The 14,982-nt window shown below is 59.1% G+C and carries 6 protein-coding genes and 7 pseudogenes; 5 read left to right on the top strand and 8 right to left on the bottom strand.

Annotated elements, in window-relative coordinates; genetic code table 11:
• Positions 1-233: 233 nt before the first annotated feature.
• A pseudogene (locus AC0IXR_RS24795) lies at positions 234-1,326 on the bottom strand (IS630 family transposase).
• 561 nt (positions 1,327-1,887) lie between these two features.
• Here AC0IXR_RS24795 and AC0IXR_RS24790 point away from each other — a divergent pair.
• On the top strand, positions 1,888-2,982 hold the full coding sequence (locus AC0IXR_RS24790; protein WP_471762560.1) for a hypothetical protein: 1,095 nt from the start codon (positions 1,888-1,890) through the stop codon (positions 2,980-2,982).
• 358 nt (positions 2,983-3,340) lie between these two features.
• Here the strand turns inward: AC0IXR_RS24790 and AC0IXR_RS24785 are convergent, their stop codons facing one another.
• The 4 genes and pseudogenes from AC0IXR_RS24785 to AC0IXR_RS24770 form a co-directional block, all read right to left on the bottom strand.
• Complete coding sequence (locus tag AC0IXR_RS24785) at positions 3,341-4,249, bottom strand: IS110 family RNA-guided transposase (RefSeq protein WP_471762561.1); 909 nt, start codon at positions 4,247-4,249, stop codon at positions 3,341-3,343.
• Positions 4,250-4,265: 16 nt separating this feature from the next.
• Positions 4,266-5,434 (bottom strand): annotated as a pseudogene (locus AC0IXR_RS24780) (IS3 family transposase).
• A 151-nt stretch (positions 5,435-5,585) separates the two neighbouring features.
• Positions 5,586-7,373 carry a hypothetical protein gene (locus tag AC0IXR_RS24775; protein ID WP_471762559.1) on the bottom strand — a complete coding sequence of 596 codons (1,788 nt, stop codon included), beginning with the start codon at positions 7,371-7,373 and terminating at the stop codon, positions 5,586-5,588.
• A gap of 341 nt (positions 7,374-7,714) precedes the next feature.
• Positions 7,715-7,954 (bottom strand): hypothetical protein, encoded by a 240-nt coding sequence (locus tag AC0IXR_RS24770; protein ID WP_471762558.1) that lies wholly within the window; start codon positions 7,952-7,954, stop codon positions 7,715-7,717.
• Between AC0IXR_RS24770 and AC0IXR_RS24765 the strand changes: the two are divergent.
• Positions 7,935-8,021 (top strand): annotated as a pseudogene (locus AC0IXR_RS24765) (IS5 family transposase); the annotation flags it as partial. The gene AC0IXR_RS24770 and the pseudogene AC0IXR_RS24765 sit on opposite strands and share 20 nt — an antisense overlap.
• 69 nt (positions 8,022-8,090) lie before the next feature.
• Here the strand turns inward: AC0IXR_RS24765 and AC0IXR_RS24760 are convergent.
• Positions 8,091-9,109 (bottom strand): annotated as a pseudogene (locus AC0IXR_RS24760) (IS110 family RNA-guided transposase).
• 75 nt (positions 9,110-9,184) lie between these two features.
• Between AC0IXR_RS24760 and AC0IXR_RS24755 the strand changes: the two are divergent.
• A pseudogene (locus tag AC0IXR_RS24755) lies at positions 9,185-9,634 on the top strand (transposase); the annotation flags it as partial.
• Between the two features lie 244 nt (positions 9,635-9,878).
• On the opposite strand, the pseudogene AC0IXR_RS24750 reads toward AC0IXR_RS24755, so the two are convergent.
• Positions 9,879-10,729: pseudogene (locus AC0IXR_RS24750) on the bottom strand (IS110 family RNA-guided transposase); the annotation flags it as partial.
• An 871-nt stretch (positions 10,730-11,600) separates the two neighbouring features.
• Here AC0IXR_RS24750 and AC0IXR_RS24745 point away from each other — a divergent pair.
• The gene (locus tag AC0IXR_RS24745; RefSeq protein ID WP_471762557.1) at positions 11,601-12,305 is read left to right on the top strand and encodes a CatB-related O-acetyltransferase; all 705 of its coding nucleotides are present in this window, start codon (positions 11,601-11,603) and stop codon (positions 12,303-12,305) included.
• Between the two features lie 475 nt (positions 12,306-12,780).
• Here AC0IXR_RS24745 and AC0IXR_RS24740 read toward each other — a convergent pair.
• Positions 12,781-14,327 (bottom strand): annotated as a pseudogene (locus tag AC0IXR_RS24740) (ISL3 family transposase).
• Positions 14,328-14,512: 185 nt separating this feature from the next.
• Between AC0IXR_RS24740 and AC0IXR_RS24735 the strand changes: the two are divergent.
• Complete coding sequence (locus AC0IXR_RS24735) at positions 14,513-14,827, top strand: hypothetical protein (protein WP_471762556.1); 315 nt, start codon at positions 14,513-14,515, stop codon at positions 14,825-14,827.
• Positions 14,828-14,982: the final 155 nt, after the last annotated feature.

Raw genomic sequence — 14,982 nt, 5'->3', positions numbered from 1 at the left:
AAGCTCCTCACTTACGCAAACACCGTCCTCGCCAGAGACACGCCATGGCAAAAGACTAATGGTTGCTCAGGATGAGGCGACCCATGCAACGGGATCGGTCGTCTTCTTTTTTGGCGGTGGCCGCTCCCTATGAGAAGACCGCCGTCAGTTTCATCGGCGTCCTCTGCCTCGCCGCAGCCATCGACTGGCTCAAGCGATGACACGCCCTAACGGGCGCAGGCTAGTGCACTGACTCAGACGGATGGTTCAGGGGCACGATTGAGGGCGTTGAAGATTGCTGCGGCGGGTTTGGTCCAGACGAAGGGGCGGGCGCTGCGGTTGTGCTCGGCGATGTAGCGTTTGATGGCAGCCTGAAGATCGACGACACCGGTGAAGGTGCCCCGCTGAAGGCGGCGGCGCGTGAGCGTGGAAAAGAAGCCTTCGACCGCGTTGAGCCATGAGGCCGAGGTCGGGGTGAAGTGGAAGGTCCAGCGCGGATGGCGGGCGAGCTAGGTGCGCACCTTCGGGTGCTTGTGGCTTCCGTAGTTGTCGAGCACCACGTGGATCACCTTGCCCGCAGGGACCGCGGCCTCGACGGCGTTGAGAAAGCGGATGAACTCACCGTGGCGATGGCGCTGCATGCACGGGCCGAGCACCGTGCCTTCCAAGACGTCGAGGGCGGCAAACAAGGTCGTCGTACCGTGGCGGGTGTAGTCATGCGTCTGAGCGGCAGGATGTCCGGGACCGATGGGCCGATCGGGACGGGTTTGCTCCAGAGCCTGGATCTGGGACTCCTCATCCTGAGCCTGTCGAAGGATCGTCAATGGACAGCACGACGGCGTGGGCGGGCGGATCCATGTAGAGACCGACCACATCCTCCACCTTCTCGGCGAAGGCCTGGTCGTGCGAGCGCTTGAAGGTACGCACCCGATGCGGCTGCAGGCGGTGCTCTTGCCAGATCCGCTGCACGGAGCGGAGTGAGATGCCGGTCCGCGCAGCGACGGCGCGCCCGGTCCAGTGAGTGACTTCGTCCGGCGGTTCCGAACAGGTCAGCGCCAGCACCTTCGCCACTGTGCGTGTGGAATGCGGCGGGGTGCCGGGTGGACGGGTCTTATCGTGCAGCAGGCCCTCGACGCCCTCCTCGGCGAAGCGCTGCTGCCAGCGCCAAAAGGCGGGTCGGCTGACGCCAGCCTGCCGCGCCACGTCCTGCACGCTCAACCGTTCGGACGACAGCAGGACGATGCACGCCCGCAAGATGTGCTTGAGGGGGCGGGATCGATCTCCGGCGATCGCGGACAGCGCTGACTTCGTGACGTCGTCGAGGAGCACACAGACGGTCTGAGCCATCGCCCAGACTCGCATGCATCACGCCCTGCGTGAATCCTCTGACCGCGTCAGGGCACTAGGCTTGCGCCTTTGGCACATGGATGGAGATTCGTCGAGAGGTCGCCGTGATGCGCCAGATCGCCTCGCTTACACCCTCTAAGGTGCCCTTACCCCAAACGGTAGCAGAGCAACGCGCACCGACGGCGACCGTTGCGCGCGCCACCATGAAATGCGCGTAGCTCAGGTCACAATTGAGCCCGCCCCGGGCATTAGCTTGCGCCCGCAGACGTCGTAGCACCCGGTCGAATATGACAGCTTGCCGTCAGCGGCAGAACCAGCTTGAGTTTTGACCCTTACGGTTACGACTTGCCGCATTTAAATTAGTAGATCAGCTCTACTGGACACACGACAGCTAAACATTTGAATATAACTTTGTCTACAGGGAGAGTAACTGAGAGTCGATTTCGCACAGCAACTATGTTAACCCTAAGTTTGCCTGGGGTCAAGCGCGCATGCAAGATATAGTTTTTTGTTGATTTGATTTCCGAGCATCGTTAGATGTCAGCCTGAATCATCTATGCCATGGAATTTTGGATGCGTATTGTTACATTTGGCTCGTGCCTGAGCCGATCCACTGTAGCTCAGTTTATTCGCATGTATGGTGGAGAGCTTATTTCGAGCGTATACCACAATCGCTCAGACGCGTTTATGGGTAGATTCATTGATAAAGACTGGACGGAATATCCTTATGATGAATTCGTATCAATATTTAGACCCGCTAGTATTGAGGGCGTCTCGATCGAGAAGAACCCTTCCATCATTCTGAGAAACCAATATTTGCCCTGGATTGGATCGCACGGCCTAGACGAATACGTATCCTTTCTAGAAGCAGTTAAGTCTGAGCCAGATCTAATCGTCGTTGATAACCACGTCGATTTAGGCGCTCGACTGCTTGCCCGGAAAGGAGACGATAAGGCCGGGATTTTCTCGATGCTGGGCGGAACTCCGAAAAATTTGAATTGGGAGTTAAGAGAACGGCTGGCAATAAGAGAAAGCATACACTCGATGAAGCGCTTTTTATCTTGGATACATGAGAGCGCTCCGAAAGCAACTATCGTATTCATAAACTTCCCATATGTAACTTATGTAGACGCTCCGGAAAGGGTAAAACGCACTAAGAGTTTTGAGGCGGATTTTTCAAGCGATCATGCTGTAGTGGTGCCATGCCTTGATGTTCCAATGCACGAGCGTAGCCCGGATCCGCAACATTTTCGTTCCCCGATGTACGCGCGGTACGCCGGTATAATTATGCAAGAATTAGTAAGACAAGGCAAAGTAAAAATAGAAAAAGAAAATCAAGATGCGAATGGAGTAGCGGACCTAAAGGCTTCACAACGTGTGATCTCACTCTATCGCAATGGCTGCATTGATGAACTGCTTGAATTAGCAGACAATATTGGGTTTAAAAACCTCAAACCTAACGCTTTATATTTTGTGGGCATCGCGCTGATGAAGGCTCAAAATGACGCGAGGGCTTTTGACGTATTTAAGTATTTGTTGAGCTTTCCTAACGCAACTCAGCAGACACTCAAACGGGCGATCAATCTTGCGGCGAAACTCGGCTTGGAAGATGAAAGATTAGCACTAACAGATCGACTAAGATTTTCTTCGCATTGAACTTCAAAGAATATATGCAGACCGAGTTGCTAGTATTGGGATATCTCATAAATGGCAATACTATGAAAGTTAATTACCAGAAGTGCTTATTATGTGGGGTCGCAGGTTATGGCGCCCATTCGGTGGCTATCCAAGGCTAATATTCAACATCTATGCGTTTTACTGGAAACGCAGTCAATTGATCGATTACAGCGATGTCGAAACCACTGACACTAGAAGTCTGCATGGGCGAATGGTAAATACTTAGATGTTTGATCCCAGGGTTTGATGGTGCAATCTTCACGTCGGAGTGGGGGGACGCGCTATGGGCCAGGTTCTGCATGGAAGCGCCACGACGACGGAGCGGCTGTGATGAGGGTCAAGCGGGGATCGACTGCCAGGGCGTACGGTCGCGGACGATGGCGTTGAGCGTCACCAGGAGATTTCGCATTACGGCTACGAGCGCGACCTTCTTCGGCCGGCCTCGTTGGGTTAGCTGCTCGTAGAAGGGCCGAAAGGGAGATCCTCGCCGGATCGCGGTCAGAGCGGCCATGTACAGCACGCCCCGCACCGAGGTTCGTCCCCCCGCGATGGATCGTCGGCCTCGCATCAGGCCAGAGTCGCGGTTGATTGGCGCGATGCCGACGAGGGCCGCAATCTGGTGGCGCCTGATGGTGCCGAGCTCGGGCAACTGCGTCAGAAGCGTGCGTGCGGTGACGTCACCGATTCCGGGGACGGACTTGAGCCGTGCCTCGGTCTCGCACCAGACCGGAGAGGCCTTGATGGCTTGTCCAATGTCGCTGTCGAGTTCCGGTAGTTCTTTCTCCAGGAAGCCGATGTGTCGCACCAGCCGCCGGGTCAGCTGCTTGTCCGCGGCCTGATCGCGACGGTTGGTCTCCATGCAGATCATCCCTATGATCTGCCGCCGCCGGCTCATAAGCGCGGCGAAGTGCCGTCTCTCCGGCTCCAGCAAGGGCCTGGCCGGTGGTCTGATGCGTTCGGCGAAGAGGGCAATGACTTCGGCGTCGAGCGCGTCTGTCTTTGCCAATCGGCCCATCGCTCTGGTAAAGTCGCGGATCTGGCGCGGGTTGACGATACAGAGCGGCAGCCCGACAGCGGCCAGTGCTGCAGCCACGCTCGCCTCGAAGCCACCGGTAGCCTCCAGGAGGGTGAGGGCTACAGGTAAGCCGCTGAGCCGACGCGCGAGAGTATCCAGCTCTTTGGTGTTACGCAGGACATGGTATGCCTCGTCCGACGGTCTGAGGTGAACTGGCCTGCCCCCATGCAGTAGCCCAAGTTCGAAGTTAGTGCATCGTCGGTCGCGTGACGATGGCGGGGTGAGCGAGCGGCGCTGAGCCACTTGGTTCCGTTGGCCAGATAACGACCTCTGGTGCAGGTGGCTGGTAGCCCAGCGACGAGTGCGGTCGGATAGTATTGTAGTCTTTCCGCCACTGCTCGATGACGACACTGGCTTCCTTGAGGGTGTAGAACACCTCGCCGTTGAGGAGTTCGTCGCGGAGCTTCGCGTTGAAGCTCTCGCAGTACCGGTTCTCCCATGGACTGCCCGGCTCGATGTAGGCGGTCACTGATCCAACCGCCGCGATCCAGTCCTGAACAGCCTTGGCGATGAACTCCGGCCCGTTGTCCGAGCGGATGTGACCGGGCACCCTGCGAAGACTGAACAGGTCCGAGAGCACGTCGATCACATCCAGCGCCTTGAGCTTACGAGCGACCCGGATTGCCAAGCACTCGCGGGTGAACTCGTCGATCACATTCAGCATTCGGTACTTGCACCCGTTTTGCGTGCGGTGCTCGACAAAGTCCTAGGACCAGACGTGGTCGGGGTGCTCCGGCCGTAGTCGCAGGCAGGAACCGTCGTTGAGCCAGAGACGCGCTCGCTTCGGTTGCCGAGCCGGGACCTTGAGCCCCTCTCGTCGCCAGATCCGTTCGACCCGCTTCACGTTTACCGTCCAGCCGTCACGCTGGAGCAAAGCCGTGATCCGACGGTAGCCGTAGCGCCCATACTGCAGAGCCAGGGCGATGATGGCGGCCGTCAGAGTGGCCTCGTCCTCGACCGCCACAGCACACTTGCGTTGGGTCGAACGATGCTGTCCCAGGACACGGCAGGCAAAGCGTTGCGACACGCCATGCTTGGCAACGACGTAGTCGACACAAGCCCGGCGGCGAGCCGGGCTCAGAAGTTTCCCGATGCGGCCTCCTTGAGGATGAGCTTCTCCAAGGTCAGGTCGGAGATCGCCCGACGAAGCCGTTGGTTCTCCGTCTCCAGGGACTTCAGCCGCTTGACTTGGTCACCCTTCAGGCCGCCGTACTCAGAGCGCCAGCGATAATACGTAACCTCGGTCACCTCGATGGACCGGATCGCTTCCGCCACCTTGCGACCCTGTGAGACCAGAACATCCACTTGGCGCAGCTTGGCAACGACCTCTTCAGCCGTATGCTTCTTCCGTCCCATGACAACATCCTCCACATGGCTCAAAGCCATACCTTAAGGAGGACCACTTTTCAGGGGGCAGGCCAAGGGTCTTTGCCCCGGCGATATCGGAGACGCCAGCGGCATCCTTGCAACGAAGAGGGGTCGGCTTGATGGACATACCGGGCGGTCCTTATGCGGTGGTGACAGGAAGGGCGTGGGCGACGCAGTCCCGATAGATCGGGTTGCCGCGCCGATTGAGCTTGCCGGTGTCGGTGCGGAAGGTGGTTCGCGGGCCTGTGGTCGGGCCGCCGTTGTTGCCTAAGATGCCGTCGAGGCCGATCCGAAGACGTGGGCTTCCCCCGGTGGGAACCGCGCTGAGCTGGTATTTGACCACGCGCGTGCCTGGCGTGAACTGCGCCGAGCCCGGCACGATGGAAACGCTGTTCCCCGTCCCGTCGTCCGACCAGACCACGCCATCGTTGCCGGGGTCGGTGACGCGGCTTCGGTCGATGCCGAACGTCCCCGGCAGGTCCCGGAATGTGAGTGCCACGTCGATGCCGGACCTGATCGCGGAGATACCCGACAGCGGAAGCGACACGCCGCCCTTGCGGTGCAGATCGATGGCGTAGCCGTAGACCGCGCCGTGGTCGACATAGCCTTCTGCGGTGAAGTGCTGCTTATCTGCGAACGGACCGACGTACTTAGGTCCGACGAGGATGATCTTGCCGGGGTTCTCCAAAGCCGCCTCGAACTGCGCGACCGGGACGTTGCTGGTCACGAGGTTCGACCCGGTCCAGGAGTTCATCTGGCACAGGTACATCGGCACGGACTCGGTCGTGCCCTTGATGGCCTGGACGCGAGCCTCGAACCGCCTCTGGATGTCTACCAGCGCACCCTTGTAGAAGGCGACCGAACTGGACGGAGATGCGTTGCTCTCGCCCTGGACGAAGCTGAGTGCCACTTCATGCTGGAGCGCAAACAGCTGCGCCAGCTTCCAGGATTGGACCACGGCAGCAACCGCGTTCTCGAACAGCACGCCGCCTTCGAGGAACTTGTCTACCGCAAGGCCACCCACGCCGTGGGCGCTCTCAAGCACCGCCACGTCGCTCGGGAGCGAGCCGGGGCGGGTCAGGTACTCGCCCTCGCTCGACATGAAGGTTTCGCTGTACCGTTCGCGGCAGTCGATCAGGCTGTCGATGTTGGCGGGCGGCACCGGGACGTTCGGAACACCGTCCTTGAGCCACAGGCTGTTGTGATCCGAGCCGTAGGTCAGCACGCCCGCGTTGAAGCTCAAAACCCGACCAGGACGCACCGAGCTCGTGGTGTAGAGCGGCTTGCCGGAGTTGCCGACACTGAGAGACTGTCCAAGGCCGGCACGGTGGAAAATTTTGGTCGTCGAGGGGTGATGGCTCGATGATCCGTAGAGTTTTGTCCCGTCACGGGAGAAGATGCCAGTCGCGGTAACTCGATCGTATTCTACAGACGCGTTGCGAATTTCGGCCAGTATCACGTCGGCGCTCGTAGTGAGACGAACGCGAACGCCGTCCTTGTCGAAAGCGTAGGCATCGCCATTGATGATAGCCGCACGCCAATCGCGATCGAACACAACACCTACCTTTGCAACCCCATCCTCGTCGATCCTCGACAACTGGATCGCAGTATTGGTGACGGGGTCGAGATCGGTCGTCACCAGATCCTTCGACCCGAAGTAATAGATCCGGTCATCCACGTTGTCGCGAAGATCCTCGATGCTCGCTCTGATCGGGTCGAGCGGGTCAATCGGGCCGAAGATCGTCTTTCCGTCGGCGTCAGTCTGCCGCAAGATTTGTGCGGGAGACGCACCAGACACTTGATGATCCTTATATCCAAAGAAGTAGATCGCCTCCTGGGTTGCACCGACTGCAGCGGCAACAACCTGATATAAATTGACCTCCTTCGCGACCCTATCGGCAGCCGACGGCACTCCCTGAACGAGCATGGGATAGTCCTCAAATTTTGCTGGGTTCAAAGGAAGGGCGAGCGTCGATAGGTTGCAAGGGCTTAGATCCGTCAGCGTGTCGCCGGGAAGCGCGTCCTTATTAAGGCTCGATCTCTCCCATCTCGGTTACAGTAACCCTCCTTAACGGGCGCTTCATCGAGGATTTGGATGGCGTGCATCCCCCGGTATTGCTCGGGAAGAAGCTCGCCCTCGGTCAAAGTTTCGACCTTGATGACGCGCGCAGGTTGGCATGCCTCGTTGATGATGGCGTAGATTTTGGGAAATCCGTTCACGTCTCTCATGGCACAAGCCCCGTTCCTTCGTTCGCAATGATGATCGGCCTAGGGAACGGCGCCAATCTCGGCGGTCCTGCCGATTGCGAGCGCGATCAGCATGCCGAGGGATTGGCCGACTAGATCGGCGGTCTGCTCGATACAGTACGAGGCGCGGAATACGGTCGCCCCGCCGACGCCCCAGCACACAACCAGGTTCGAGCACTCGCTCGCAAAGAGCAGGCAGGCGCGGAGCGGGATCGAATAGCGGCGGTGATTGCTGTAATCGATGAAAGAATGGCGTGCCATCGCCACTCGCTATGAGAAGACCGCCGTCAGTTTCATGGGCGTCCTCTGCCTCGCCGCAGCCATCGACTCGCTCATCTTCCTCTCACCGCTCACAGACATCGGAAGGCCGACGAACGCTTCGCCGACCAAGCTCGGTTCAGACGGTTACCACCGCCGGCTCGTAGACGCGTTCGTGCCGCAGCAGCGCCCAAACGGTCCGGGCCATCTTGGCCGCCTGCGCCGCGACGGCAGTGTTGGCGTGCGCCCGCGCCAGCAGGCCCCGTAGCCACTGGCCGATCCGTGTATCGCTTTTGCCCAAAGCCGGCATTGCCGCTCGTGCGCCCTGGATCAGCATCTTACGCAACTACATGCTGCCGCGCTTGGTGATCCCGAGGATGCGTGGTCGTCCGCCTGTCGTCATCTGACGCGGAACGAGGCCGAGCCAGGCCGCCAGATGGCGAAGGTCGCCACATCACCGATCGCCACGACCAGCGTCGTCGCGTTGAGTGCACCGATGCCCGGGATGGTGGTGAGCCGACGCGCGCTTTCGTCGGTCCGGGCCTGTTCGGCAAACTCCGTGTCGAGTGCTGCGATGCGCGCGTCGAGGAACTGCCAGCGTTCTCGGACGTCCGCCACAAGCATGCGCTTGCGTGGCGTGATATCCAAGTCGCTGTAGGAATCGAGCAAGTCGTTCAGGCATGCCGCGAGCTTGGCGCGTCCCTGCTGGACGACGTGGCCACGCTTCAGCAGGATGGCACGGATCTGATTCATCATGGCTGTGCGTTCGCCGACGAGTTGCTCGCGCACCCAGTGCAAGGTCTGCATGTCGAGCTGTGCCTCTGACTTGAGCGCGACGAACCGCATGGTCGGACGGGTGGCTGCCTCCGCGATCGCCTCGGCGTCGCGGTCGTCAGTCTTCTGGGCTTTGACGTAAGGCCGCACATACTCGGGCGACATCAGTCGGACGGTGTGGCCTTGAGTAGCGAGCGCCCGGCCCATGTGATGCGCGCCGCAACACGCCTCCATGGCAACGATGCAGGACGGCAGCTTCGCACCGAAGGCGAGCACCGTATCTCGCCGCATCCGACGACGCAGGACGACCCGACCGGTCGCATCCTGCCCGACCACACCGCAGCCGTTCGTACCCAGATCGATCCCAAGTATCGCGATGGTTATTGTTCTGTTCCGTCCCTCATATGAGCCGAACTACAAACGTAGCAGCGAAGCACGGTGAGGGGCGGGCCATCCATAAAAGGGGTTGTCCACGCGGCCGAGCACGAGTGGCCGGATGTGAGAGCCGCACGTAAGAACTGGTTCGAGCGCCAACCCGACCTTGATCCGGATCGCCTGGTCTTCCTCGACGAAACAGCCGCCACGACCAAGATGGCCCGCCGCTACGGTCGCGCTTCTCGTGGCCCGCGCTGCGGGATCGCCGTGCCTCACGGACATGACAAGACCACCACCATCACCGCCGCTCTGCGTGCCACGAGCCTGATCGCCAAGACCGTCCTCGATGGAGCGACCAATGGCGTACGCGCCCAAACCTACGTCACCCTCAGCCTGACTCCAATACTCAGGCCCGGTGACACCGTCATCCTCGACAATCTGCACGCCCACAAGGTTGCCGGGGGGCGCGAAGCCATTGAGGCGGTCGGCGTATGGGTTCTCTATCTCCCGCCCTACTCGCCCGACTTCAATCCGTGTATGGATGGCTCCTGTAGGTCAAGGATGTTGGATTGGTCGGGGTGAACTGATCGGCTGCGGCCACGTATATGGAGTCTGATGCGCAGCAGGATCGCTGCGCCCCGTGATGAGGTCCGTTTGGAGAACAGGTCCCGCTAAATCGAGCGAGCTCAAAGCGCCTCGGATTAATCGGGGTGTCCTGATTCTTCCTCTACCTTTGTTTGCCATCACCTCACGTCGCCTTGACCGTTCATTCAACTGTTCAGGCGGGAGTCGCTTGCCGCTGGTAGCTCATCCGTCCCTGAGGACAGCAAAGATCGTTCTTGCCATGCGACGCGCCAAGGCGATGGCGACGACTTTCATCTTCTGTCGGGCCAGCATGTCTGACAGCCAGCTGTGTTTCGGGCCGCACCTGGATCTCACTATGATCTGCGACATGGCGCCCAAATAAAGCGGCCGCCGAATATACCGGTTGCCCATCTTCGAGATCCGCCTCATCCTTTGTTTGCCGCCGGTTGTATGCGGCTTGGGGGTCAGGCCGAGCCAGACGGCATAGTCCCTCGCGCAGTCTAATGTGTCGACGCCTGGGATCGTAGCCAGACGCTGGCTTGTCTCGTATTGGGCGTGGGTCGCTTCGATCTCGCACGTCAACTGCTCGGTCCACGTGTTGGTGTTGACCAGCTGCTCGAAGAGCAGGCTGACGGGCGATAGGGCCACTTCTGGCAGTTGGAGGAGTTGCGTCCTGAGCCGATCGACATTCTGCGCGCCCTTGGCTGCGATGACGCCGAACTCCGTGATGTGAGCGCGGATCGCGTTCCCGATCTGCGTGCGCTGGCGGACCAGAAGATCGCGCGCGCGGTTAAGAACCAGTACCGAAGAGCAGGCTTGACTCTTCGCTGCGGCAAGCAGCATGGAGGGACGCCTGACCGCTTCAAAGATGGCGGCCGCGTCGGCTGCGTTCGTCTTCCCGCGCTTCACATAGGGCTTTACGTAAGACGGCGGCATCAGCTGAATATCATGCCCCGGTCCCTGAAACCTGTGCGCCCAGTCGTGAGCTCCTCCACAAGCTTCCATGTTAAGGATTCGCGGCTGCTTCTCGAAAAATGCGAGCAGCAGGCGCCAAAACTAACTAACTACTGCTAGAAACAATGACGAAAATACAACCCAAAGCGGCAAAGATTTCATTAATTCTCTTGGAATTTGAGTCCGTCTGAATTTTGCTCTAGGTTTCCTATGCTTCGGTTGAGGTCGCCGTTCCTTCCAGGTCAACTCCCTTCGTCTCGTGTCTTAACGTCATCGGCAGTGGCATTTATCGCTAGTCGCAATAAGCCGCAAAACTACCTTCGCTCGCCGATATTGTGTATTCTGCCCCAGATTAGACCGGGACGTCCAACGTCATTCTTGAGGTGAAGGTTTTTAAAGCAATGCTTTGAAGTTCACAGGAACGCTTCGCTCTATATGGTGCAAAAAGATCATGGTGATTAGTAAGTGACTGGTGAGTATACCGTCAATCTTGTCATAAATGGATATCATGCGCGGCAGCTATGTCACAAGGAGATTGTTCTGGTGCAACCACATATTGAACGAGAGCGACAAGTATTTTCATATTCTTCTATGGCTCGTATATACCGTAGACTTGATTTGTATGCGTTCGGTAGTGGAGCAGGGGCCGACAGCTTAAGAGATTTAGCACAGCTTGAACGTACGTTACAAGAGTCGTGCGCCGGTTGAGGTGCTGGGCTTCGGGCTCTGCGGATTAGCTGATCACAGATTGGCCTACCGAGCCTAGAACGATCCAACTAAACCGTCAGACAGCCTTTCTATTGAGCTAGGGCCGATTCCAGAAAAGAACCATCTATCCAGACAACTTGGCTAAAAAATCTTAAGCGAAAAGTGGTGTAGATTTAGTTTCTATCTGTACATAGTACCGATCAACATCAGGTCTATACTATTCGCTATTGAAATATTCGAAGGATCTCGCGCTGTGACGTCACCTCTTTTTCTGATTGATTCTCGTAAAGTCAGATCATGTGTTAAAGCAGAAAGTCCATGTGCCGCATTCAATGTGGTATTTAAAGACGAGTGCTCAATTGGCGCATTTAGTTATATTGGCTTGGGTTCAACCATTCAATGCACTTCTATTGGGAGGTACTGCTCTATTGCTCCAGGTGTAAATATAGGTCCTTCGGAGCATAATATGAGTAATTTTTCTACGCACCCTTTTGCATCCGGGGCTGCTGGTCCGCTTTATAGATCATCTGAGTTTCTCAAGATCAAGGCATCTATCAATCGCCCAGCTCCACCACGTCCTGCGACTGTAATTGGGAACGACGTTTGGATAGGTGCAAATGTCGTCATTCGCAGGGGAGTTGTTGTTGGAACTGGTGCTGTTATCGGTGCTGGTTCGGTTGTTGTTCGAGATGTCATGCCATATGAGGTGGTCGGGGGAGTGCCAGCTAGGCATATACGCTATCGCTTCGATGCAGTTGTCATAGAAGAGCTTCTTGCCAGTCAGTGGTGGCTCTATGACTTAACAAGTCTTGGTCCTGATCCGGTTGACTATGCTGACGTGCAAGGAGTGTTAAATCGTCTCAAAATTTTATCAGACTCCGGAAATCTAAAAGTTCTAAACCCGCTAAAGCAAACAATAGGATCACGGATGAATGTCACCGCGGGTAAAGAGATCTAGCCAGAATATTATAAATCTTAACCAAGTAATGGGGTCATGATGACGGACTCACGTTTGCCGCGATGCAAACGGCGGCAAGTTAGTCGGTGACAAGGCGGCCGTATCGTGCGGTGGTGCCATGAACATTCATGATGCGACCGAACATGCGCACGGTGGCGGTTCATCGCATGTAGAGGATGGGCCAGAAGCAAGGCGCCCGGCGCCGATGGAAATCCCTGGACGAATGCTGGGGACAGCTCCGGCCCGCTGGACCTACGGCCGATGGCGTCGCTATTGGTAGTGTTTGTTAGCGACCGGAACCCCGCAGCAGGGCGAGCGCTTCACTACTGGGGCTTCTTAATTGCGGGAAGAACCCCCGTCCGCGGCATCGCGAGTAGGCGATCGGACAGCGGAACATGTATGTTCATCCGCACTTCTGGTGCCGACGGGCGATTGAGGGGTGATGGGTAGGGCTGCGCCGGCTCCCGGCCGTTGATCACGCCGCATGGAGCACCCGCTGCTGCAGGAGGTCGAAGGCGGCACGACCGTAAATCTGCCGCTTGATCAGCTTAAGGCGGTTGACCTGACCTTCGACCAGCCCATTGCTCCAGGGCTGGGTGATCGCTGCTCGTACGGCGTCCAGATCCTGGCGCAGGCCGGCGGCGAAGCCGCGCAATCCCGGTGCTGCCGGCGCGTCGAGCCAGGGGTCCAGCCCTGCCGGATCATCCTGCCGCAGCAGATCGGTGAAGGCTCGCACGTGGCCGGCCGCGATCCGAACCTCTGGAGCCGCCTCACACAGCGCAATGATGAAGGCGTGCTCGTCGGGGTTGAGCCGGGTCGGATCGCTCGCCAGCAGGCGCGTGGTCCGACGCGTCGAAGGCGCAAAACGGACGGTAGGGTAATCCGGCCCGCTCTCTCGTTGTCGCGCTACCCAGCGTCGAACGATGTCGTAGCCGCGCTCGAAGCCCCGAGCCTGGAGTTCCCGATGGAACGCGGCGCTGCTTCGGAGCCCCTCCTGCCAACGTACATCGGCAAAGCTACGATGGTGGTCGAGCAGGCTCTGCCCCGGCGCTCGTCGATTCGGGACGAACGTACCGGCGCGCAGGTAGCTGCGCCTGGTGTTGCGGGCCAGTCCGGTCCCACGCGCGATCTGCAGGATCGGCAGACCCTGTGCCTGAAGATGCAGGACGTCGTCGAAGCGCTTACGGCGGTTCTCGCTTCGTTGCGACAGCGGCGGCGTTTGGACGGGCACGGGTGAGACGATCCCGAGAGAAGACCGTTGTCCGGCAGCCTCCTGGATCTGCGTCTGGTGACGCGCGACGACGGACAGGAGGACCTCAGAGGCGTTGACCAGCAAGTGCCGGCGGTCGGCGACCTGAATGGCGGCGGGTGCACCACTGCGGGCGGCCTCGGCGTAGGGGCCCGCCGGGGCCCGGCTGACGACGGTAATGCCGGGATGCGCGGCGAGCCAGTCTCTCACCGGAGCTGACGAGCGGCTCGGCAGTAGGGCCAGAACGCGACAGCGTTCCAGATCGCAGACGATGGTGCCGTAGCGTCGCCCGTGCCGCCAAGCCCAGTCGTCGATGCCCACCACCCGCGAAACCCGGTAGGCCCGCGGCGGATCAGGCGCAGGACGGTGTCCCCGCTCACCGGCATGGACAGCCGCCGCGACAGCCGGGCTCCGGCCTCGCCGCCCAGCATCATGCCGATCTCGGTCTGTGCCTCGGCCAGACGCGTGGTCTGGCGCGCCTTGAATCCCATCAGCCCTGGGATGCGCTCGACGAAGATCCGACCCGGGCAATGGCTGCACCGGAATCGGCGCACCTCAACGCGCCACGTGACGGCACGGTCCTGCCACGGCAGGTCTTGGAGCGTTCGCCAGTAGCGGCTGTGGACCCGCGAAGACCTTTGGCCACAACCCGGACAGACGCCCTGCGCAGCGGTGGTCCGGGCAAGAAGCAACAGTCCGGACGGCTCGAGCGTCAGTTCATCGATGTGCAACCCATCGGGCACTATCGGTAGAGACGGGTTCGAGATCGGCATCCGACGCCTCCTCGGTCATGGTAAGGAGCAACGCTCAAACGCGAATTCTGAATCCGTCAGCACCAAAAGTGCGCATGAACCGGAAAAAGAACCCGTCTGACGGGCTAATCGGCGTCCAATCGGGACCCACGCCTGACAGTTCACATAATGCTCCCATCCCGCCAGGGACAGGGAGCCAGCCGGGGATGTTGATCGTGGAGACCATCGCAAAACTCCGACGGCTGTTTCGCAACCAACACAAGAGCATCCGCGAGATTTGGCGGGAGCTGCACCTGTCACGAAAGGTCGTGTGCAAGGCGCTGCGCTCAGAGAAGACCGCCTTCTCCTACAAGCGTCAGCATCAGCCACGGTTGCAGCTCGGCGTCCCTCTCGCTTATCTTGATGTCCTGCTCGCCGAAGAACTCGCCAAGCCTAAGAGGGAGCACCTGAGCTACGTGCGCCTGTTCGAGGAGCTGCGCGAGGAGAGTTATGCCGGCGGCTACGATGCCGTGCGCCGCTAAGCCCAGCAGTTCTTCGCCAAGCAAGCCGCCACGGCTCAGGGCGTGTTCGTGCCGATCGCCTTCGCTCCCGGCGAGGCCTAGGCGGTGTGGACGGATTAGTGACGGCGGGCTTTCCGAGCGGGCGGATCGATGATTCATAGAGTGTCGGTTTTGGG

This window comes from Methylobacterium sp. AC832, from assembly GCF_979256025.1.
The sequence above is the reverse complement of the archived record's forward strand: the minus strand, read 5'-3'. Positions and strand labels throughout refer to the sequence as shown.

Bases quoted from the DNA above. Each gene is read 5' to 3' on its own strand.
- AC0IXR_RS24790 (WP_471762560.1), top strand. From the start codon at position 1,888: ATGGAATTTTGGATGCGTATTGTTACATTTGGCTCGTGCCTGAGCCGA.
- AC0IXR_RS24775 (WP_471762559.1), bottom strand. From the start codon at position 7,373: ATGCTCGTTCAGGGAGTGCCGTCGGCTGCCGATAGGGTCGCGAAGGAG.
- AC0IXR_RS24770 (WP_471762558.1), bottom strand. From the start codon at position 7,954: ATGGCACGCCATTCTTTCATCGATTACAGCAATCACCGCCGCTATTCG.
- AC0IXR_RS24735 (WP_471762556.1), top strand. From the start codon at position 14,513: ATGTTGATCGTGGAGACCATCGCAAAACTCCGACGGCTGTTTCGCAAC.